Origin of the sequence: Superficieibacter sp. (genome assembly GCF_032071645.1) — a bacterium.
In the GTDB taxonomy this organism is placed as follows: Bacteria; Pseudomonadota; Gammaproteobacteria; order Enterobacterales; family Enterobacteriaceae; genus Superficieibacter.
The window spans coordinates 302,597-321,396 of sequence record NZ_DAMAPU010000001.1 but is presented as its reverse complement, the minus strand read 5'-3'; the positions used below and the strand labels follow the sequence as shown (position 1 = coordinate 321,396).

Genomic DNA, 18,800 nt, shown 5'->3' with positions numbered 1-18,800 from the left:
CGCGTTGCGCTGATATCACTCAGTTTTCACACTTTAAGTCTTACGTTTATAGGAGAAGTACAATGGAGATTACCATTCTTCAGATTGTGCTGGTGTTCATCGTAGCGTGTATCGCGGGTATGGAGTCGATACTGGATGAATTTCAGTTTCACCGCCCGCTGGTCGCATGTACCCTCGTGGGTATCGTTCTTGGGGATATGAAAACCGGTATTATTATCGGTGGTACTCTGGAAATGATCGCTCTCGGCTGGATGAACATCGGTGCGGCAGTTGCACCTGATGCGGCGCTGGCGTCCATCATTTCTACCATTCTGGTTATCGCGGGTCATCAGGGCATTGGTTCCGGTATCGCACTGGCTATCCCGCTGGCCGCAGCAGGCCAGGTATTGACCATCATCGTGCGTACCATCACCGTGGCTTTCCAGCACGCAGCGGATAAGGCGGCTGATAACGGCAACCTGACGGCGCTGTCCTGGATCCACGTTTCGTCCCTGTTCTTACAGGCTATGCGTATCGCTATCCCGGCTGTGATTGTTGCGGTGTCTGTAGGCACCAGCGAAGTACAGAACATGCTGAACGCCATTCCTGAAGTGGTGACCAGCGGTCTGAACATCGCTGGCGGCATGATTGTGGTAGTTGGTTACGCCATGGTCATCAACATGATGCGTGCGGGCTATCTGATGCCGTTCTTCTATCTGGGCTTCGTTACTGCGGCTTTCACCAACTTCAACCTGGTTGCGCTGGGTGTGATTGGTGCTGTTATGGCGGTTCTGTATATTCAGCTCAGCCCGAAATACAACCGCTCTGTAGGTACAGCTGCTCCGGCTGCTGGCGCTAACGATCTTGATAACGAACTGGACTAACAGGTGAGCGAAATGGTTGAGACCAAAAAAATTATCACTGAGAAAAAACTCACCCCGGGCGATATTCGCGGCGTGTTCCTGCGTTCGAACCTGTTCCAGGGGTCATGGAACTTCGAACGTATGCAGGCGCTGGGCTTCTGCTTCTCAATGGTTCCGGCGATCAAACGCCTGTACCCGGAGAACAACGAAGCGCGTCGTCAGGCGATTAAACGTCACCTGGAGTTCTTTAACACCCATCCTTACGTTGCAGCACCGGTACTCGGCGTTACGCTGGCGATGGAAGAGCAGCGTGCTAACGGCGCAGAGATCGACGATGGTGCCATCAACGGTATCAAAGTCGGCCTGATGGGACCGCTGGCAGGCGTGGGCGACCCGATCTTCTGGGGTACGGTGCGTCCGGTATTTGCGGCACTCGGCGCGGGTATCGCGATGAGCGGCAGCCTGCTGGGGCCACTGCTGTTCTTCATCCTGTTTAACGTGGTACGTCTGGCAACGCGTTACTATGGCGTGGCTTACGGCTACCGCAAAGGTATCGATATCGTTAAAGATATGGGCGGCGGCTTCCTGCAAAAACTGACTGAGGGGGCGTCAATCCTCGGCCTGTTTGTCATGGGGGCACTGGTCAACAAGTGGACGCACGTTAATATTCCGCTGGTGGTATCGCGTATTACCGACCAGACCGGTAAAGAAAACGTCACCACCGTACAGACCATTCTCGATCAGCTGATGCCGGGCCTGGTCCCGCTGCTGCTGACCTTCGCCTGTATGTGGCTGCTGCGTAAGAAAGTTAACCCACTGTGGATCATCGTTGGCTTCTTCGTCATCGGTATCGCGGGTTATGCTATCGGTCTGCTGGGCCTGTAATAAATTTGTTATCCGCCGGGGGCTTGCCCCCGGCTTTTTTTTGAGGAAAATCAATGGCCCTTACCGATATCGTGCTGATACTGTTTATCGCCCTGCTGCTGGCGTTTGCCATTTACGATCAGTTCATCATGCCTCGCCGTAACGGTCCCACCCTGCTTGCCATCCCGCTGCTGCGCCGCAGCCGGGTAGATAGCGTGATTTTTGTCGGTCTGGTGGCGATCCTTATCTACAACAACGTCACCAGCCAGGGTGCAATATTAACCACATGGTTATTAAGTGCGCTGGCATTAATGGGTTTATATCTGTTCTGGATCCGCACGCCGAAGATTGTGTTCAAAAAACAGGGCTTTTTCTTCACCAATGCATGGATAGAATATAACCGTATTAAAGAGATGAATTTATCGGAAGACGGCGTTCTGGTGATGCAATTAGAGCAGCGTCGCCTGCTGGTCAGAGTGCGAAATATCGACGATCTGGAAAAGATTTATAAATTACTTGTTGTTAATTAATATGTTACATTCATAGCCGTTGCTATATTACCGGGTTAATAAGGTTATTAATATATAGCCACGGCTATATTTCTTGATCAATACACCTGGTGTTATTAACGTTTTATTTACTCCAAAAAGCAAATGAAAATCGTTATCAACAAGATAGCGGAATAGCGCGTATTTGTTATTGTCTTATATTAAATAAATATGTTAAGGTTGCGCCCGTCATTGGGGAGTAGCCAATTTCCTTATTCCCGGAAATGTACGTGTCAACATACTCGTTGCAAAACGTGGCACGTACGGATCGCCAGACGGCGGTCAGGCGAGACCATAGGCGCATCAACTGCTATTTGCTGGGGGCAGTGATGTGTTATATGGATCCCGGTCAGGACGCTGTTATGAATTTATCTGCCACTATCCTTCTTGCTCTTGGCATGTCGATGGACGCTTTCGCCGCTTCAATCGGCAAAGGTGCCACCCTCAAAAAACCTAAATTCTCTGAAGCCCTGCGAACCGGTCTGATTTTTGGCGCGGTCGAAACCCTGACGCCGCTGATTGGCTGGGGGCTGGGGATGCTCGCCACCCAGTTCGTCCTCGAATGGAACCACTGGATCGCCTTTTTCCTGCTGCTGTTTCTTGGTTGTCGGATGGTGCTTGAAGGCTGCCGGGGTAATGACGACGCGCTGGAGCCGCCGCATCGTCACGGCTTCTGGCTGCTGGTGACGACCGCGATCGCCACCAGCCTTGACGCAATGGCGGTGGGTGTCGGCCTCGCTTTTTTACAGGTCAGCATCGTCACCACCGCGCTGGCGATTGGCTGCGCCACCTTTGTGATGTCCACCATCGGAATGATGCTCGGTCGCTTTATTGGCCCGCTGCTCGGCAAACGGGCTGAAATTCTTGGCGGCATCGTGCTGATAGGTATTGGTGTACAAATCCTCTGGAGCCACTACGCCGGTTAACGCTCCCGCTGCCAGCAGTGAAGGCTAAAATCGGTCTGGCAGTGAAACACTTCCTGCGCCGCTAACGTTTCCCACACTGACGGTTTTGCCCGCCAGGCAAACGGCGTCATCTGTAATAATGCTACCGCTTCTGCTCCCGTTAGCGTCATGGTGTAGTCCAGCGAGTCATGCTCCTGAAGGATAAAACCGGGCAGTTGCTCATGACTCTCCTCATGCAACTGGATCTGCGCATAGATCATTCCTTTTAACTCCATCAGATGCCGTGGCCCTGGCGTCACCGTAAATACCCAGCCGCCGGGTTTCACCACTCTTGCCAACTCCTGGGGATTGCAGGGGGCATAAATACGCACCACGGCGTCCATGCTGTCGGCGTTAAACGGTAGCCGCTGGCTGGATGCCACGCAGAAATTGACCTGTGGATAACGCTTTGCCGCCGGACGGATCGCCGCTTTTGCCACATCCAGCCCCCAGGTTTCGTCGGCGATGTCGGCAAAAGCGTGCGTGTAATAACCTTCACCACAGCCAATATCCAGCAGGGCGGAGGGCGCGACAGCGCGCAGTTTCGTTACCAGTTTATCGCGCAACGGCTGATAGTGTCCGGCGTCCAAAAAAGCCCGGCGGGCCTGCATCATCTGCGCGCTGTCTCCCGGATCGCGTGACCGTTTATGCTGAACCGGCAGCAAATTAACATAGCCCTCTTTCGCCCGGTCGAAGCGGTGTTGCTGCGGACAAAGATAGCTATTTTCCTGCCGGGTTAACGGGGCGTGACAAAGCGGGCAACTGTAGGACATGACGACTCCGGGAAAAATTTGAGGGCGAAAGTGTAACGCTTATCGCCCTGCGGGGAAATCATTACAGCGCGGGGGAGCTATCCGACGCCGCGTGCATCACCAGAAGGTTTTTTGAGTCCGGGGCCATGCCGTCCGGCATGACGTTTTCAAGGCGCAGCACGTCCCCCATGATCTGACTGAAGACGGGAGCAGAAACCGCCCCGCCATAATAGCGGCCGTTCTGCGGATCGTTAATCACCACCACCAGCGCATAACGCGGATGGCTGGCGGGCGCGACGCCTGCGGTATAAGCCACATATTTATCAACATACTTGCCGTCATCACCGATTTTTTTCGCCGTGCCAGTCTTCACCGCCACCCGGTAATCGCGTACGGCGGCTTTAGTACCGCCGCCGCCAGGCAGCGCCACGCTTTCCATCATATGTTCTACCTGATGGACAATTTCTTCCGGCATCACGCGTTTACCCATCACCGGGGGATCGATGCGGGTAATAGATAACGGTTTTTCCACGCCGAAACCGCCGATAGTGGCATAGACATGCGCCAGTTGTAGTGGCGTAACCATCAGGCCATAGCCAAAGGAAAACGTCGCCCGATCGAGTTGTCCCCAGTAGCGCCGCTGCGGCATCAGCCCCCGGCTTTCCCCGGTCAGCCCCAGCCCGGTGGGTTCGCCAAAACCAAAATTCCTGTAGGTATCCAGCAGATGCTGAATGGGCATTGCCAGCGACAGGCGGGAAACGCCGGTATCGCTCGATTTCTGCAAAATGCCGGTCAGGGTCAGTTCAGGATAATAACCGACGTCGCGGATGCGATGACCGTCCAGGCTATAAGGATGGGTGTCCACCACGCTGCCCGGCTGCACAATGCCCTGCTGGAGCGCGGTCATAATCACCAGCGGTTTGACCGTCGAACCGGGTTCGAAGGTATCGCTGATCGCCCGGTTGCGAAAATCGTCCAGCGTCGCATTGTCACGATTATTCGGATTGTAGTCGGGGAAACTGGCCATAGAGAGAATTTCGCCAGTATCAATTTTGATCAGCACCGCCGCGCCCGACTGGGCTTTATTCCAGCGCACGGCGTTATCCAGCGCGTCTTCCGTAACGGCCTGCAGCCGTTCATCAATGCTGAGTTGCAGGTTATGCGCCGGAACAGGCGTCACTTCGGTCAGATTTTCAATAACCTGCCCGTGTCGATCCCGCCGCACCAGCCGCACGCCGGGCTTACCGGTAAGCTGGGCGTTAAAACTCTTTTCCACGCCTTCAATGCCCTGCCCGTCCACGTTGGTAAAGCCAAGCAGGTTAGCGGCAACGTGGCCCGCCGGGTAAAAACGTCGCGACTCCTGGCGCAAATTTATCCCCGGCAGATTCAGCCTGGCGACCCAGGCTGCCTGCTGCGGATCGACCTGACGGGCGAGGTACAGAAAGCGGGAGCGCGGATGTTCAGTGATCCGTTGCGCCAGCGTGGGCAGCGGCATGTGCAGCAGCGAAGCCAGCCCCTGCCAGCGCGCATCGTTTCCCGGTCCGCCTTTTTGCAGCAGGGTGTAAGGATCGGCCCATATGGCGCTGACCGGTACGCTCACCGCCAGCGGACGCCCGTGGCGGTCAACGATCATCCCGCGCGGCGTTTCCGACGGTATTTCACGCAGCGAGCGCATATCTTCCTGGCGCACCAGCTTTTCCGGCTCGACGATTTGTAGCCAGCCTACTCGCACCAGCAGTACGGCGAAGCATCCCAAAATGCCCACGCAGATCAGGCCAAAACGCAGCGCTGTAAAATGATTCTCCGGTTTAACGCTTCTGTTTTGCACTCTTTCTCCATACATTCATCACAACGCATTGATCTGCATGGAGAATACCTGTCAGGCGGAGAGAGCGGTGCGAAATATGATGTCGTTTTGCAACAAAACACGACCAGCGGCGGGTAACTGCAATACTTTGAAAAATCCCCATAAAAAAGCCCCGCATTTGCGAGGCTTTAAAGCTGAAAGTGAGCGCCTGAGCGCGACAAGATCAGTGGTGTTCGATTCAGATTGCGGTTACGTTAACAGCAGCCGGGCCTTTCTGACCGTCCTGAATTTCAAACTCAACGTTCTGGCCTTCAGCCAGAGTTTTGAAGCCGTTACCCTGGATCGCAGAGAAGTGTACAAACACATCTTTGCTGCCGTCAGCAGGAGTAATGAAACCAAAACCTTTAGATTCGTTGAACCACTTAACTTGACCTTTGATCTTCGCCATTTGCAAAATTCCTTAGAAAGTTTTCTTCGCCCGCAGGCTCTTACATAGATAAAACTGAGACATTACTGCATGAGGCACTAATATAAGGTTCGGCAGAGAAGCGGTATTCAACGCAACGTGTTTACTCAGGACTTCTTTACTGAAAATGCCACACATAAACAGAACTGTACCTCGTTTAACCCAAATGTGTTATCACATACAACGTAAATTATGGCAAGCCATTTTTAAACGGGTGGCGATCTGTCGCACATATTTAATCGGGATTTTTTAACGCAATCGCATTTTATGCGCTTTTTTAGCCGCAGGAAAAAGGTCGTTCCGCTTACGGCTTAATGGCGGCATACCCTGCTCCGCCGGGCTTTTATGCGGTAGTACAGCCATGACTGGCTGTAAAGGCAGGATGTTGATCTTGCAGTCAATATCTGCAACTTAGATGATTTTGTGCATAGTTATGCGTAAAAAATCATAGTCACCTATTCATCAGTGATAAAATTAGTCACCCAATGGTGAAAGTTTTAACCAGTAATTAATACGATTTAAATACTACTGTCATCTGCACCAAAATAATGAAACTCCGTTCTCAGCGCCTCGTCAGGAGGCAATAAAAACGTTTCGATGGATATAAGCTCTTTCTTAATGAATAAAGCGTGGGGGTTATTATGTTTATGCGTCTGCGACAGACAGCGTGACGTCTGGCGCTGTTATAGCCCGCATCAGAATCCGCAGATATTGGAAAGGCGCACCCAAAAGGTGCAGTACCCGGCAACAATAATACTTATCACCGGGCAGGAGAGATTAGCGCTCGGCGACCAGACGAATGAAATCGTCATCATCTTTGGCTAATTCTTGCGGCTTAACCGGCGCGTCCGGTTTATCAGGCTCGTTCGCTTCACACAGTCTGCGCAGCAGCGCATTCTGTCGTTTTTGCTGTTCGAGCAGTGCTTCAAGCAGCTCAATCTGTTCGTTGGTACGCGAACTGGCGCGGTTAACAAAAAACCACAGAACCAGGCCGACGACCAGTACGACCAGAGACACCAGCAGTGAGGCCAGATTAAGCACCCCGGTACTCATTAAATCATTCATTTCACCACCTCAAAAGAAACACGCTATCTTACCACTCACGGGCAGGAAGGAAATCATTGATGCAAAAAATGCTTACCATGGGATAAATTTGTTTACAGCGCAAATGCCGCTGAAGAACTGAACATCCTCATCGCACAGGACGTTGAGCATTTGGGTCCAGATGAGCAAGCCGACGACGATTGCCCCAATCAGGATCAGCCAACGAAATTTTTTCACTCCATACTCCGAATCATCACCTTATGCGACCAGGTTAACATGCAGATGTTAAACAGGGCGTTAACTGGCGAAATTATTCCCATTTCGGGAATTTTCGCCTTGCCCGGATATTTTGCGCCTGTAGTCTAACGACAATATTTAAAGTTAAAAAGGAGTAATCATGCGGATTATCATACGCATAGTGATGTTACTGGCACTGGTGTGGATTGGTTTATTGCTCAGCGGCTACGGCGTGCTGATAGGTAGCGATGTCAACGCAGCGGGTCTTGGCATTCAGTGTAAATACGTCACGGCGCGCGGCACCAGTACGGCTCAGTACATTCACTCCGATAGCGGCATCGTGGGGGTGAACAACTGCCCATTACTGCGCAAAAGCGATACGGTGATTGAGCACTGAGGTAATACGCCGCCCGCAGGCGGCGTTGGCTGGATCAGAACGGGTAGTCGTTATAGCCCATTTGTTCGGAGATTTTACGCGCGGCAGTGTGCAGCATAGCGACGTATTCATGCAGGCGTTCTTCGGAAAAACGCAGCGTCGGGAAAGAGATACTCAGCCCGGCAATCACCACCCCAAAGCGGTCAAAAACCGGAACGCCGATGCAGCGTAACCCTTCTTCCTGCTCTTCGTTATCTTCACCATAGCCCTGCTCTTTGACCACATCCAGCAGCGTCATCAGCTCGTCGGTACTGCCGATGGTGCGCGCGGTGCTGCGTTTATATTCCACGCCGTCGAGGATCTGTTTCACTTCCTCGCGATCGCGCCACGCCAGCAAAACTTTACCAATTGCGGTGCTGTAAAGCGGATTGCGACGACCAATGCGCGAATACATGCGCAGGTTGTACATGGAGTCGATTTTGTGGATGTAGACGATGCTGTCTTCATCCAGCGCGCCCAGGTGGATGGTTTCTTTTGTCAGACGTGACAGTTCGCGCATCTGGATATCCGCGCTGCGGATCAGATCGATGTTTTGCAGCGCGCGCGCGCCCAGCTCAAAAAGCTTAAGCGTCAGCGAATATTTTTCTGATTCCCCTTCCTGGGCCACGTAGCCAAGTGATTTCATGGTCTGCAAAAAGCGATAAACGGTGCTTTTCGACATCATGACGCGCTGTGACAGCTCGGTAATCCCAATTTCACGCTCTTCACCCAGCGCCTGCAGGATGCCAAAAACCTTCAGTACAGATGAGACAGAATCTGGCTGCTTGTCCAAATCTGCGAGTGCCATTTATCACCTCATAGCGTTTGTTTTATAAAAATCAGAACGAGTTTTTATTATAAATTCACGCCCTCCCCGTCGCAACGATTCTTCTGCCACTTCGTTACAAATCTGCGAGCGATGGCGGAATTATCAGTGCTAAAATTATTTCCCAAATAATAATTTTGCTGCTGCACTGCATCTCACTATGACAAATACGCTTCCTGAAGGTCTTCCCGCCGCCCGGCGCTATGGCGCTATTGCGACCATCATTCTTGGTATCGCGATGGCGGTGCTTGATGGCGCTATCGCAAACGTCGCGCTACCCACTATTGCAGCGGACCTTAACGCCTCCCCCGCCGCGTCTATCTGGATCGTCAACGCCTATCAAATTGCCATTGTAGTGACGCTGTTATCGCTGGCGTTTCTGGGGGATATGTTCGGTTATCGGCGAGTGTACAAATGCGGGCTGGTCATTTTCACCTGCGCTTCGCTGGCCTGCGCGCTGTCAGATTCTCTGTTTACGCTGACGCTGGCCCGCGTGGCGCAGGGCTTCGGCGGGGCGGCACTGATGAGCGTCAATACGGCGCTGATCCGCCTGATCTATCCGCCGCAGCAACTGGGGCGTGGGATGGGGATCAACTCCTTTGTGGTCGCGGTTTCATCTGCGGCAAGTCCGACTATCGCGGCGGCGATCCTTTCCGTTGCCTCATGGCAGTGGCTTTTTTTAATCAATGTGCCGCTGGGGATTATCTCGCTGGTCCTGGCGATACGCTATCTGCCACCCAACGGTGCCCGCACCTCAATACCGCGTTTTGATCTGCCGAGCGCGATCATGAATGCGCTGACGTTTGGCCTGCTGATTACCGCCCTGAGCGGATTCGCACAGGGCCAGTCTACGACGCTGGTGGCCGCTGAAGCGGCGGTAATGCTGGTGGTAGGGTATTTCTTCATCCGGCGGCAACTGCGTCTGCCGGTCCCGCTCCTGCCGGTCGATCTGCTGCGTATCCCGATTTTTTCTTTGTCCATCTGCACCTCCCTTTGCTCGTTCTGCGCGCAAATGCTGGCAATGGTTTCGCTGCCCTTTTACCTGCAATCGATCATCGGGCGCAGCGAGGTGGAAACCGGGCTGCTGCTGACACCGTGGCCGCTGGCAACGATGGTGATGGCTCCGCTGGCCGGGTATCTAATTGAACGGGTTCATGCCGGACTGCTGGGGGCCGTGGGCATGATCGTCATGGCCTGCGGGTTGTTTGGCCTCGCATTATTACCCGCCTCTCCGTCCGACTGGAATATCATCTGGCCGATGATCCTCTGTGGTGCCGGATTTGGCCTGTTCCAGTCCCCGAATAACCATACCATCATCTCTTCCGCGCCGCGCCAGCGCAGCGGCGGAGCCAGCGGAATGCTTGGCACCGCCCGGCTACTGGGACAAAGCATCGGAGCCGCGCTGGTGGCACTGATGTTTAATCTCTTTGGCAACGGCGGCACTCATACCTCGCTGCTGCTCGCCGGAACGCTGGCAACCCTGGCGGCCATCGTCAGCGGATTACGCGTGACCCAGCCCCGGACACAGGCGTAAAAAAATCCCGGTCAAAAAAAGACCGGGATTTTTTATCTGCCAGATTACTTCAGGTATTCGCCGCTGCGCAGCGCTTCGATACGTTTATCCAGCGGCGGGTGAGTCATAAACAGTTCGCTGAACGACTTCGCTTTGCCGTTAATGCAGAAAGCCATCATCGTACTCGCCTCCTGCGGCTCGTAGCTGGTTTTCAGGCGTTGCAGGGCAGCGATCATCTTCTCGCGTCCAACCAGGCGGGCCGAGCCTGCATCGGCATGAAATTCACGATGGCGGGAGAACCACATAGTGATCATGCTGGCAAGAATACCGAACACCAGTTCCAGTACCATCGCTACCGCAAAGTAGATCAGCGGATTGCCGTTGCCACCCTCGCCTTCCTCCCGGTTGCCGCCAAGAAAGCCTGCGGCAATCTGGGCGATAATACGGGAAATGAAGATCACGAAGGTGTTCACCACGCCCTGAATCAGGGTCATCGTCACCATATCGCCGTTAGCGATGTGGCTGATTTCATGGGCGATAACCGCCTCGGCCTCGTCACGGCTCATGTTTTGCAGCAGCCCGGTACTCACCGCCACCAGCGAAGCGTCACGGCGTGCGCCGGTCGCAAAAGCGTTGATATCCGGCGCGTGGTAGACCGCCACCTGCGGCATAGCAATACCCGCCTGCTTCGCCTGGTTAGCCACGGTTTGCATCAGCCAGCGCTCGGTATCATTACGCGGCTGCTCAATAACTTCGCCTCCGACGGACTTCAGGGCCATCCATTTCGACATCATCAGCGAAACGATCGAACCACCAAAACCAAACAGCAGGGCCATGATCAGCAGGCCGGTCATACTGCTCGACTGAATTCCTGTCAGGCTTAGCACCAGCCCAAACACCACCATGACGGCAAGGTTGGTCAGCAGGAAAAGCGCGATTCGCATCATAATTTTCTATTTACCTCGATTTAACAAAACGCACTATGCGCTATCCACATCGTAGGGGCATTGACGGCATTTTCAAGCGCGAAACGGCGCTAAGTCATGAGAAAAACACAACTTTACATTTTGAAAGGAGTTACTGACGCAGAGTTGCAGATGTAAAAAAACAGGCACGATTGCTTGTGCCTGTGGAGGTGTTATTTGCTTTTCGCCGGTTCTTCGGCTGGTTTATCTTTTTGCAGATGAGCAAGGTCAACCGCAATATGCACCGTTTCATCCAGATACGGATCCGGCTCCTGATAATCCTTCGGCAAATCGTCGAGTTTTTTCAGCAACGGTTTCCCTTCACGCTTGAAGCGATCGTTAATCCGCGCCAGGCGTGTCGCATCATCTTCGGCATTCTCTTTCTCACGCTGGGCGTAGTTCAGAGAGATGGAGTTTCGCTTCGCTTTCAGCGCGTTGAAACGGGCAATATCCTTGATGATGTACTGGAACTCGTGATCGTCGGCGATACGCGCGTTGTGATCTTTTAACAGCGTCGCTCCGAACGGGGTCAGATCGCCAGATTTAACGAACGTCGCCGCGTTGATGCTATCCCAGGGCAGCGCGTTATCCTCGAATTTCTCGCCCGTTTCGGTCTCTTCATTGCCGGTTGGCATGATGATATCCGGCGTTACGCCCTTACGCTGGGTACTGCCGCCGTTAACGCGGTAAAACTTCTGAATGGTGTACTGGACGGAGCCGAGCGCAGGCCATTCAGGACGCAGCATCTGGTCATAAATCCGGTTCAGCGAACGGTACTGCTGCACGGTGCCTTTACCGAAAGTCGGTTCACCGACAATCAGCGCGCGGCCATAGTCCTGCATGGCGGCGGCGAAGATTTCAGACGCCGAGGCGCTGAAGCGATCGACCAGCACCACCAACGGGCCTTTGTAATACACCACGCCGTCAGTGTCGCTGTCTTCACGCACTTTGCCGTTGTTATCACGCACCTGCACCACCGGACCGGACGGAATAAACAGCCCGGAGAGCGAAACCGCTTCCGTCAGCGCGCCGCCGCCGTTGGTACGCAGATCGATAATCACGCTGCTGACGTTCTGTTTTTCCAGCTTCTGGAGTTGCACTTTGACGTCATCCGTCAGGCCAACGTAGAAACCTGGAATATCCAGCACGCCCACTTTCTCTTTACCGACGTTTTTCACCGACATCTTGACCGCACGGTCTTCGAGGCGGATACGCTCGCGGGTCAGGGTAATAATGCGCGTTTTGGTCCCCTTCCCGGCAGGAAGCACTTCGAGGCGCACTTTGCTGCCTTTCGGCCCTTTAATCAGTGCGACCACGTCATCCAGACGCCAGCCAATCACATCGACCATGCTCTGACCGACCTGACCCACGCCGACAATGCGGTCGCCCACGGCGATGGCTTTGCTTTTCGCCGCCGGACCGCCCGCCACCATGGAGTTAATCACGGTGTAGTCGTCATCCATTTGCAGCACCGCACCAATCCCTTCGAGCGACAGGCTCATTTCGGTATTGAACTGCTCGGTGTTACGCGGGGAAAGGTAGTTGGTGTGGGGATCGATTTCGTGGGCAAAGGCCGTCATCGCCAGGGAGAAAACGTCTTCGCTGTTAGACTGCGCCAGACGACGGATCGCAAACTTATAGCGGCGATTCAGCGTCTCGCGGATCTCTTTTTCGTCTTTACCGGTCAGCTTCAGGCTCAGCTCGTCATACTTGACCTTGCCGTCCCACAGCGCGTTCAGCTCGGCTTCGTCTTTCGGCCACGGCGATTTGCTGCGATCGAGGTCGAAGGTGTCGTTGCCGGTGAAATCCATCGGCCGCTCCAGCACTTTTAACGCGTACTGGAAGCGTTCGAAGCGGCGTTTCTGACTGAGGTTATACAACTCGTAGAAGACGTCCAGCTTGCCGGAACGCAGCTCGTCGCCAAGCGTGGTCTTCTTACTGGCAAACTGTTCTACATCGCTGGCCAGCAGAACGTTATGGCTATAGTCGAGCAGATTCAGGTAACGATCGAAGATTTTTGCGGAGAAGGCGTTATCCAGATCGAACTGACGATAATGTGAACGGGTAAAACGCGAGGTAACGCGTTCGCTGACCGTAGAGTGCTGGGCTTCTTCCTTAAGAACGGGGATCTGCTCAACACGGGTAATATCGTCCACTGCAAACGCGTGCCCTGCTGTAAACAGCAGGCCAGCGATGACAGTGAGCTTAAAAAATTTGTTCATGCCAGGCCCGGCCTCCGTTTCAGAACACCAGGTGTTCTGCGCGTACAATCATTGACATACCAGAAGTCAGCTGTACACGAACGCCATCTTTGGTGATTTCCAGAATGGTGGCATCCATGGCGTTATTACCGGCTTTAACCTTCAGGGACTGGCCCACGGTCAGCGCGGACAGATCCGAAACCGGCGTATGATGCTCTTCACGAGCGGCAGGCTGGGCTTTCGCGGCAGGTTTTGCGGCACGAGGTTTGTTTTCACCCCCCTCTTTACGACGCACTGGCGGACGCGGCTTACGCTCGCGACGAGGTGCATCAGCGGCCTGCTGGCCTTCGCCCGCAGCTTCGCGTTTTTTCGCCTGCTGTTCGGCACGCTGGGCCTGCACGCGCGCTTTAGCTTCTTCAAGCTGCTGACGGGCGTGCTGGACGTGCTGCTCGTCGAGTTCGCCGCAGGCATTGCCGTCGAGATCGACACGGGATGCGCCCGCTTTGATGCCGTACAGGTAGCGCCAGCTGGAGGTGTAAAGACGCAGGGCGGAACGAAGCTGGGTCTTGCTGAGGTTCATTTCACCTTCAACGCGCGCGACCAGATCCTGAAAAATGCCGATTTTGAGCGGACGCGCTTCGCCTTCAGCGCTGAAGCACTGGGGAAAACGCTCGGCCAGAAACGCGATAACTTCTTTACTACTATTCAACTTAGGTTGATTTTCCATGAAATTTCCTGATTACAACGGACGTAGCCAACAAGCCCGCAGGCATGAACAGGCGTCATTATAATGACGCCATCGGTAATTGCTACGTTATCCGTTGATTATCCTGCTTTGAGAGCAAAGAATTTTTGATAATCACTGGCCGCAAGCAGCTTCTCAAGTTGCCCGACCAGTTCACGCAGCCCCTGTTCATCCTCGCCGGTAAAGCGGGAGAAGACGGTGCTGTCGATATCCAGTACGCCGATTGTCTGATTTTGTACATTCAGCGGCAGCACGATTTCCGCATTGCTGGCGGCGTCACAGGCGATATGTCCGGCGAACGCGTGAACATCTTCAACACGCTGAACGCGATTTTCCGCGACCGCCGTCCCACAAACCCCGCGCCCTACCGGAATGCGCACACAGGCGATTTTTCCCTGGAAAGGGCCGAGCACCAGGGTGTCGCCTTCCAGTAAATAAAAACCAGCCCAGTTCACGCCCTCCAGTCGCTCGAAAAGCAGCGCGCTGGTGTTGGAGAGAATAGCTAAAAAACTGGTTTCACCTGCCATCAATGCCTGAAAATCGCGGTTTAAATCCGCGTAAAATTCTGTTTTGTTCATTATCCAACCAATTGTGTTTACCTGACTACCGAATCCTTGCCCGGCTGTAAGCTCTATAAAATAAGCATTAAATGCCTTTCGGCTCAAGGTGAATCCCATTCATGAGTTAAGATAGTTTTATATATTCATTCCTGTACTCAATAAATGGCACTCAAAACACACACCATAACGCCAACAAAAAAAATTATTGTCCATTCGGTTAGCGACCCGCTGCCCCACGCGCAGTACGAGCGTTGCCCGCAGTGCGACACGCTGTTTCTGCTGCCGGTCATGAAATCGCATCAGAGCGCGTACTGCCCGCAGTGCGAGGCTAAAATCCGCGATGGCCGGGACTGGTCTCTGACGCGATTAGGGGCGATGGCAATTGCCATGCTGCTGCTGATGCCGTTTGCCTGGAGCGAGCCGCTGCTGCGTGTGTATTTACTCGGCATCCGCATTGACGCTAACGTTCTCCAGGGCATCTGGCAGATGCTGGAAATGGGCGATCCCATTACCGCCGCGATGGTTTTATTCTGTACCATCGCCGCCCCGCTGGTGCTGGTCGGCGCTATTGCTTATCTGTGGCTCGGCAACGTGCTGGGGATGAATCTGCGCCCGGTGTTGCTGATGCTGGATAAACTGCGCGAATGGGTGATGCTGGATATTTACCTGGTGGGCATCGGCGTGGCGGCGATCAAAGTGCAGGATTACGCCTTCATCCAGCCGGGCATTGGGCTGTTTGCTTTTGTATCGCTGATGCTACTGAGCATTTTGACGCTTATTCACCTCAACGTTGAGCAGCTCTGGGAGCGTTTTTATCCGGTTCGCCCCGCCATGCGCCCGCATGATAACCTGCGCGTCTGCCTCGGCTGCCACTTCACTGGCCTGCCGGACGAGCGCGGTCGCTGCCCGCGCTGCCATATTCCGCTGCGCCATCGGCGGCGTCAGAGTATACAAAAATGCTGGGCCGCGCTAATCGCCTCGCTAATCTTTTTGTTGCCTGCTAACCTGCTGCCTATCTCAATTATTTACATCAATGGCGCACGGCAGGAAGACACCATCTTCTCCGGTATCCTTTCGCTGGCGAGCAGTAATATTGCCGTGGCCGCAGTGGTGTTTATCGCCAGTATTCTGGTGCCATTTACCAAAGTTATTGTGCTGTTTACACTACTTCTTAGCATTCACTTTCAATGGAAAACGGGGCTGCGCCTGCGCATTAACCTGCTGCGCATGGTGATCTGGATCGGCCGCTGGTCAATGCTGGATTTGTTTGTCATTTCGTTAACAATGTCGCTGATTAATCGCGATCAGCTACTGGCATTTACGATGGGGCCAGCTGCGTTTTATTTCGGCGCAGCGGTAATTTTGACTATTCTTGCTGTTGAATGGCTGGACAGCCGCTTACTTTGGGATGCACATGAGTCAGGAAACGCCCGCTTCACCGACTGAAGCGCGAATTAAAACAAAACGACGCATTTCGCCTTTCTGGTTACTCCCGGTTATCGCCTTGCTGATTGCGGGCTGGTTAATCTGGAATAGTTATGAAGATCGGGGCACCACCGTCACTATCGATTTTATGTCTGCCGATGGCATCGTGGCGGGACGCACTCCGGTACGTTATCAGGGGGTTGAAATCGGCACGGTTCAGGAAATTCGCTTAAGCGATGACCTGAAAAAAATCGAAGTTAAAGCCAGCATCAAAAGCGACATGAAAGATGCGCTGCGCAGTGAAACCCAGTTCTGGCTTATTACGCCGAAGGCTTCACTGGCGGGCGTTTCCGGTCTGGATGCGCTGGTCGGCGGTAACTACATCGGCATGATGCCGGGTAAAGGCGAGCCGGAAGATCATTTTGTGGCGCTGGATACCCAGCCTAAATATCGCCTGAATAACGGCGAGCTGATGATCCATCTGCACGCCCCCGATTTAGGCTCGCTAAACAGTGGGTCGCTGGTGTATTTTCGCAAAATCCCGGTGGGCCGCGTCTACGACTACTCTATCAATCCCAACAATGAAGGCGTCACCGTGGACGTTCTGATCGAGCGCCGCTTTACCAATCTGGTGAAAAAAGGCAGTCGTTTCTGGAACGTTTCCGGCGTCAAAGCGGACATCGATTTCAGCGGCGCAGATATTAAGCTGGAAAGCCTGGCGGCGCTGGTCAACGGGGCCATTGCCTTCGACTCCCCGGAGGAGTCCAAACCCGCCGCGCAAAACGATGAGTTTGGCCTGTATGAGGATTTAGCCCATAGCCAGCGCGGCGTGCTGATCAAGCTTGACCTGCCGGGCGGTGCCGGGCTGAAAGCCGGATCGACGCGGTTGATGTATCAGGGTCTTGAAGTCGGGGAACTGAGCAAAATCACCCTTAATCCCGGCGGCGCGGTGAGCGGTGAAATGACCGTCGATCCCAGCGTGGTCAACCTGCTGCGCGAAAACACGCGCATTGAGCTGCGCAGCCCGAAACTGTCGCTGGACAACGCCAGCGTCAGCTCGCTGCTGACCGGGAATACCTTTGAACTGGTGCCGGGCGAAGGTGCGCCGCGCGATCATTTTGTGGTGCTACCCGCCAATAAAACGCTGCTTCAGGAGCCGGGCGTGTTGACGCTCACCCTGACCGCGCCGGAAAGTTACGGCATTGATACCGGTCAGCCGCTGATCCTGCACGGCGTGCAGATTGGTCAGGTGCTGGAGCGTAAACTTTCTGCGAAAGGCGTATCGTTTTCGGTGGCGGTCGATCCGCAATACCGCGATTTGGTACACGGCGACAGCAAATTTGTGGTCAACAGCCGGGTCGATGTCAAAGTCGGTCTTGACGGCGTGGAGTTTCTTGGGGCCAGCGCCAGTGAATGGATCAGCGGCGGCGTGCGTATCCTGCCGGGGAATAAAGGCGAGATGAAATCGAGCTACCCGCTGTACGCCAACCTGGAAAAAGCGCTGGAAAACAGCTTAAGCGATCTCCCCACGACCACCCTCACTCTGAGCGCCAGCACCCTGCCGGACGTTCAGCCCGGCTCCGTGGTGCTGTATCGTAAATTTGAAGTGGGTGAAGTGATCACCGTGCGTCCGCGCGCCAATGCGTTTGATATTGAGCTGCATATCAAGCCGGAGTACCGCAACCTGCTGACGAAAGACAGTGTGTTCTGGGCGGAAGGCGGCGCGAAAGTGCAGCTTAACGGCAGCGGTCTGACGGTACAGGCGTCTCCGCTTTCCCGCGCGCTGAAAGGCGCGATCAGCTTTGATAATCTCAGCGGCGCGGGCGGCAGCCAGCGTCAGAGTGATAAACGCATCCTCTACGCCTCAGAAACCGAAGCGCGCGCAGTTGGCGGGCAAATCACCCTGCACGCGTTTGACGCGGGCAAGCTGGCCGCCGGAATGCCTATTCGCTATCTGGGCATTGATATCGGTCAGGTGCAAAAGCTGGATCTGATCACTTCGCGCAACGAAGTGCAGGCGAAAGCGGTGCTGTACCCGGAATATATGCAGACCTTCGCCCGCGCGGGAACGCGTTTCTCGGTGGTCACGCCGCAAATTTCGGCGGCGGGCGTTGAGCATCTGGACACCATCCTGCAACCCTATATCAACGTCGAACCGGGGCAAGGTAACGCCCGCCGCGAGTTTGAGCTACAGGCGGCGACCATCACCGACTCACGCTATCTTGACGGCCTGAGCATCGTGGTGGAAGCGCCGGAAGCTGGTGCGCTGAATATCGGTACGCCGGTGCTGTTCCGGGGGATTGAAGTCGGCACGGTGACCGGAATGACGCTCGGCTCGCTCTCGGACCGGATCATGATCGATCTGCGGATCAGCAAACGCTATCAGCATCTGGTGCGTAATAACTCGGTCTTCTGGCTGGCTTCCGGCTATACGCTGGACTTCGGCATTACCGGCGGACTGGTGAAAACCGGAACCTTTAACCAGTTCATTCGCGGCGGCATTGCCTTTGCCACGCCGCCGGGAACGCCGCTGGCACCAAAAGCCCAGGTCGGGAAACATTTCCTGTTGCAGGAAAGCGAACCGAAAGAGTGGCGTCAGTGGGGAACCGCCCTGCCACGTTAAACCTGACGCTCCGGCGTGCCTGC

18 protein-coding genes, 1 pseudogene and 1 riboswitch are annotated in these 18,800 nt (G+C 54.3%); of the genes and pseudogenes, 8 read left to right on the top strand and 11 right to left on the bottom strand.

The window, feature by feature from the left end; genetic code table 11:
- Positions 1–62: 62 nt before the first annotated feature.
- The 4 genes from RT197_RS01705 (at position 63) to mntP (ending at position 3,180) form a co-directional block, all read left to right on the top strand.
- The gene (locus RT197_RS01705; protein ID WP_312946657.1) at positions 63–863 is read left to right on the top strand and encodes a PTS mannose/fructose/sorbose transporter subunit IIC; all 801 of its coding nucleotides are present in this window, start codon (positions 63–65) and stop codon (positions 861–863) included.
- A 12-nt stretch (positions 864–875) separates the two neighbouring features.
- Entirely contained in the window at positions 876–1,727 is an 852-nt protein-coding gene (locus tag RT197_RS01700) for a PTS mannose transporter subunit IID (protein WP_312946656.1), read from the top strand.
- 53 nt (positions 1,728–1,780) lie between these two features.
- Entirely contained in the window at positions 1,781–2,236 is a 456-nt protein-coding gene (locus RT197_RS01695) for a DUF986 family protein (RefSeq protein ID WP_312946654.1), read from the top strand.
- A 200-nt stretch (positions 2,237–2,436) separates the two neighbouring features.
- Positions 2,437–2,570, top strand: a riboswitch (yybP-ykoY riboswitch).
- Between the two features lie 46 nt (positions 2,571–2,616).
- Entirely contained in the window at positions 2,617–3,180 is a 564-nt protein-coding gene (gene mntP / locus RT197_RS01690) for a manganese efflux pump MntP (protein WP_312946651.1), read from the top strand.
- Here the strand turns inward: mntP and rlmA are convergent.
- From rlmA to mgrB, 6 genes and pseudogenes are all read right to left on the bottom strand, one after another.
- Positions 3,177–3,971 carry a 23S rRNA (guanine(745)-N(1))-methyltransferase gene (rlmA, locus tag RT197_RS01685; protein ID WP_312946649.1) on the bottom strand — a complete coding sequence of 265 codons (795 nt, stop codon included), beginning with the start codon at positions 3,969–3,971 and terminating at the stop codon, positions 3,177–3,179. The genes mntP and rlmA overlap by 4 nt on opposite strands.
- Before the next feature lie 61 nt (positions 3,972–4,032).
- Positions 4,033–5,778, bottom strand: a complete 1,746-nt coding sequence (ftsI, locus tag RT197_RS01680) for a peptidoglycan glycosyltransferase FtsI (protein ID WP_409529664.1) — start codon at positions 5,776–5,778, stop codon at positions 4,033–4,035.
- A gap of 217 nt (positions 5,779–5,995) precedes the next feature.
- Entirely contained in the window at positions 5,996–6,205 is a 210-nt protein-coding gene (cspE, locus tag RT197_RS01675; protein ID WP_001062678.1) for a transcription antiterminator/RNA stability regulator CspE, read from the bottom strand.
- Between the two features lie 12 nt (positions 6,206–6,217).
- Positions 6,218–6,361: pseudogene (locus RT197_RS01670) on the bottom strand (DUF2627 domain-containing protein).
- A 639-nt stretch (positions 6,362–7,000) separates the two neighbouring features.
- A complete protein-coding gene (locus RT197_RS01665; RefSeq protein WP_312946632.1) occupies positions 7,001–7,288 on the bottom strand; it encodes a YebO family protein in 288 nt (95 codons plus the stop codon).
- A 72-nt stretch (positions 7,289–7,360) separates the two neighbouring features.
- Positions 7,361–7,504 (bottom strand): PhoP/PhoQ regulator MgrB, encoded by a 144-nt coding sequence (gene mgrB, locus RT197_RS01660; RefSeq protein ID WP_312946629.1) that lies wholly within the window; start codon positions 7,502–7,504, stop codon positions 7,361–7,363.
- Between the two features lie 160 nt (positions 7,505–7,664).
- On the opposite strand from mgrB, the gene RT197_RS01655 reads away from it, so the two are divergent.
- Positions 7,665–7,901, top strand: coding sequence for a YobH family protein (locus RT197_RS01655; RefSeq protein ID WP_312946627.1), 237 nt, complete (start codon positions 7,665–7,667; stop codon positions 7,899–7,901).
- A gap of 34 nt (positions 7,902–7,935) precedes the next feature.
- Here the strand turns inward: RT197_RS01655 and kdgR are convergent, their stop codons facing one another.
- Positions 7,936–8,727 carry a DNA-binding transcriptional regulator KdgR gene (gene kdgR, locus RT197_RS01650; protein ID WP_312946623.1) on the bottom strand — a complete coding sequence of 264 codons (792 nt, stop codon included), beginning with the start codon at positions 8,725–8,727 and terminating at the stop codon, positions 7,936–7,938.
- A 178-nt stretch (positions 8,728–8,905) separates the two neighbouring features.
- On the opposite strand from kdgR, the gene RT197_RS01645 reads away from it, so the two are divergent.
- Entirely contained in the window at positions 8,906–10,279 is a 1,374-nt protein-coding gene (locus RT197_RS01645; protein WP_312946622.1) for an MFS transporter, read from the top strand.
- A gap of 44 nt (positions 10,280–10,323) precedes the next feature.
- On the opposite strand, the gene htpX is transcribed toward RT197_RS01645, so the two are convergent.
- The 4 genes from htpX to RT197_RS01625 form a co-directional block, all read right to left on the bottom strand.
- Positions 10,324–11,205, bottom strand: coding sequence for a protease HtpX (htpX, locus tag RT197_RS01640; protein WP_312946620.1), 882 nt, complete (start codon positions 11,203–11,205; stop codon positions 10,324–10,326).
- Positions 11,206–11,396: 191 nt separating this feature from the next.
- A complete protein-coding gene (gene prc / locus RT197_RS01635; protein ID WP_312946618.1) occupies positions 11,397–13,445 on the bottom strand; it encodes a carboxy terminal-processing peptidase in 2,049 nt (682 codons plus the stop codon).
- Between the two features lie 19 nt (positions 13,446–13,464).
- A complete protein-coding gene (gene proQ / locus RT197_RS01630; protein ID WP_312946617.1) occupies positions 13,465–14,151 on the bottom strand; it encodes an RNA chaperone ProQ in 687 nt (228 codons plus the stop codon).
- Between the two features lie 98 nt (positions 14,152–14,249).
- Positions 14,250–14,747: a GAF domain-containing protein gene (locus tag RT197_RS01625; RefSeq protein WP_312946615.1), complete on the bottom strand. Its 498-nt coding sequence runs from the start codon at positions 14,745–14,747 to the stop codon at positions 14,250–14,252.
- A 144-nt stretch (positions 14,748–14,891) separates the two neighbouring features.
- Between RT197_RS01625 and yebS the strand changes: the two genes are divergently transcribed.
- Positions 14,892–16,175, top strand: coding sequence for a membrane integrity lipid transport subunit YebS (yebS, locus tag RT197_RS01620; protein WP_312946613.1), 1,284 nt, complete (start codon positions 14,892–14,894; stop codon positions 16,173–16,175).
- Complete coding sequence (locus RT197_RS01615) at positions 16,144–18,777, top strand: MlaD family protein (protein WP_312946611.1); 2,634 nt, start codon at positions 16,144–16,146, stop codon at positions 18,775–18,777. Before yebS ends, RT197_RS01615 begins: the two co-directional genes overlap by 32 nt.
- Positions 18,778–18,800 lie beyond the last annotated feature (23 nt).

Coding starts and splice junctions, on each gene's coding strand:
- RT197_RS01705 (WP_312946657.1), top strand. CDS start 63: ATGGAGATTACCATTCTTCAGATTGTGCTGGTGTTCATCGTAGCGTGT.
- RT197_RS01700 (WP_312946656.1), top strand. CDS start 876: ATGGTTGAGACCAAAAAAATTATCACTGAGAAAAAACTCACCCCGGGC.
- RT197_RS01695 (WP_312946654.1), top strand. CDS start 1,781: ATGGCCCTTACCGATATCGTGCTGATACTGTTTATCGCCCTGCTGCTG.
- mntP (WP_312946651.1), top strand. CDS start 2,617: ATGAATTTATCTGCCACTATCCTTCTTGCTCTTGGCATGTCGATGGAC.
- rlmA (WP_312946649.1), bottom strand. CDS start 3,971: ATGTCCTACAGTTGCCCGCTTTGTCACGCCCCGTTAACCCGGCAGGAA.
- cspE (WP_001062678.1), bottom strand. CDS start 6,205: ATGGCGAAGATCAAAGGTCAAGTTAAGTGGTTCAACGAATCTAAAGGT.
- RT197_RS01665 (WP_312946632.1), bottom strand. CDS start 7,288: ATGAATGATTTAATGAGTACCGGGGTGCTTAATCTGGCCTCACTGCTG.
- RT197_RS01655 (WP_312946627.1), top strand. CDS start 7,665: ATGCGGATTATCATACGCATAGTGATGTTACTGGCACTGGTGTGGATT.
- kdgR (WP_312946623.1), bottom strand. CDS start 8,727: ATGGCACTCGCAGATTTGGACAAGCAGCCAGATTCTGTCTCATCTGTA.
- RT197_RS01645 (WP_312946622.1), top strand. CDS start 8,906: ATGACAAATACGCTTCCTGAAGGTCTTCCCGCCGCCCGGCGCTATGGC.
- htpX (WP_312946620.1), bottom strand. CDS start 11,205: ATGATGCGAATCGCGCTTTTCCTGCTGACCAACCTTGCCGTCATGGTG.
- prc (WP_312946618.1), bottom strand. CDS start 13,445: ATGAACAAATTTTTTAAGCTCACTGTCATCGCTGGCCTGCTGTTTACA.
- proQ (WP_312946617.1), bottom strand. CDS start 14,151: ATGGAAAATCAACCTAAGTTGAATAGTAGTAAAGAAGTTATCGCGTTT.
- RT197_RS01625 (WP_312946615.1), bottom strand. CDS start 14,747: ATGAACAAAACAGAATTTTACGCGGATTTAAACCGCGATTTTCAGGCA.
- yebS (WP_312946613.1), top strand. CDS start 14,892: ATGGCACTCAAAACACACACCATAACGCCAACAAAAAAAATTATTGTC.
- RT197_RS01615 (WP_312946611.1), top strand. CDS start 16,144: ATGAGTCAGGAAACGCCCGCTTCACCGACTGAAGCGCGAATTAAAACA.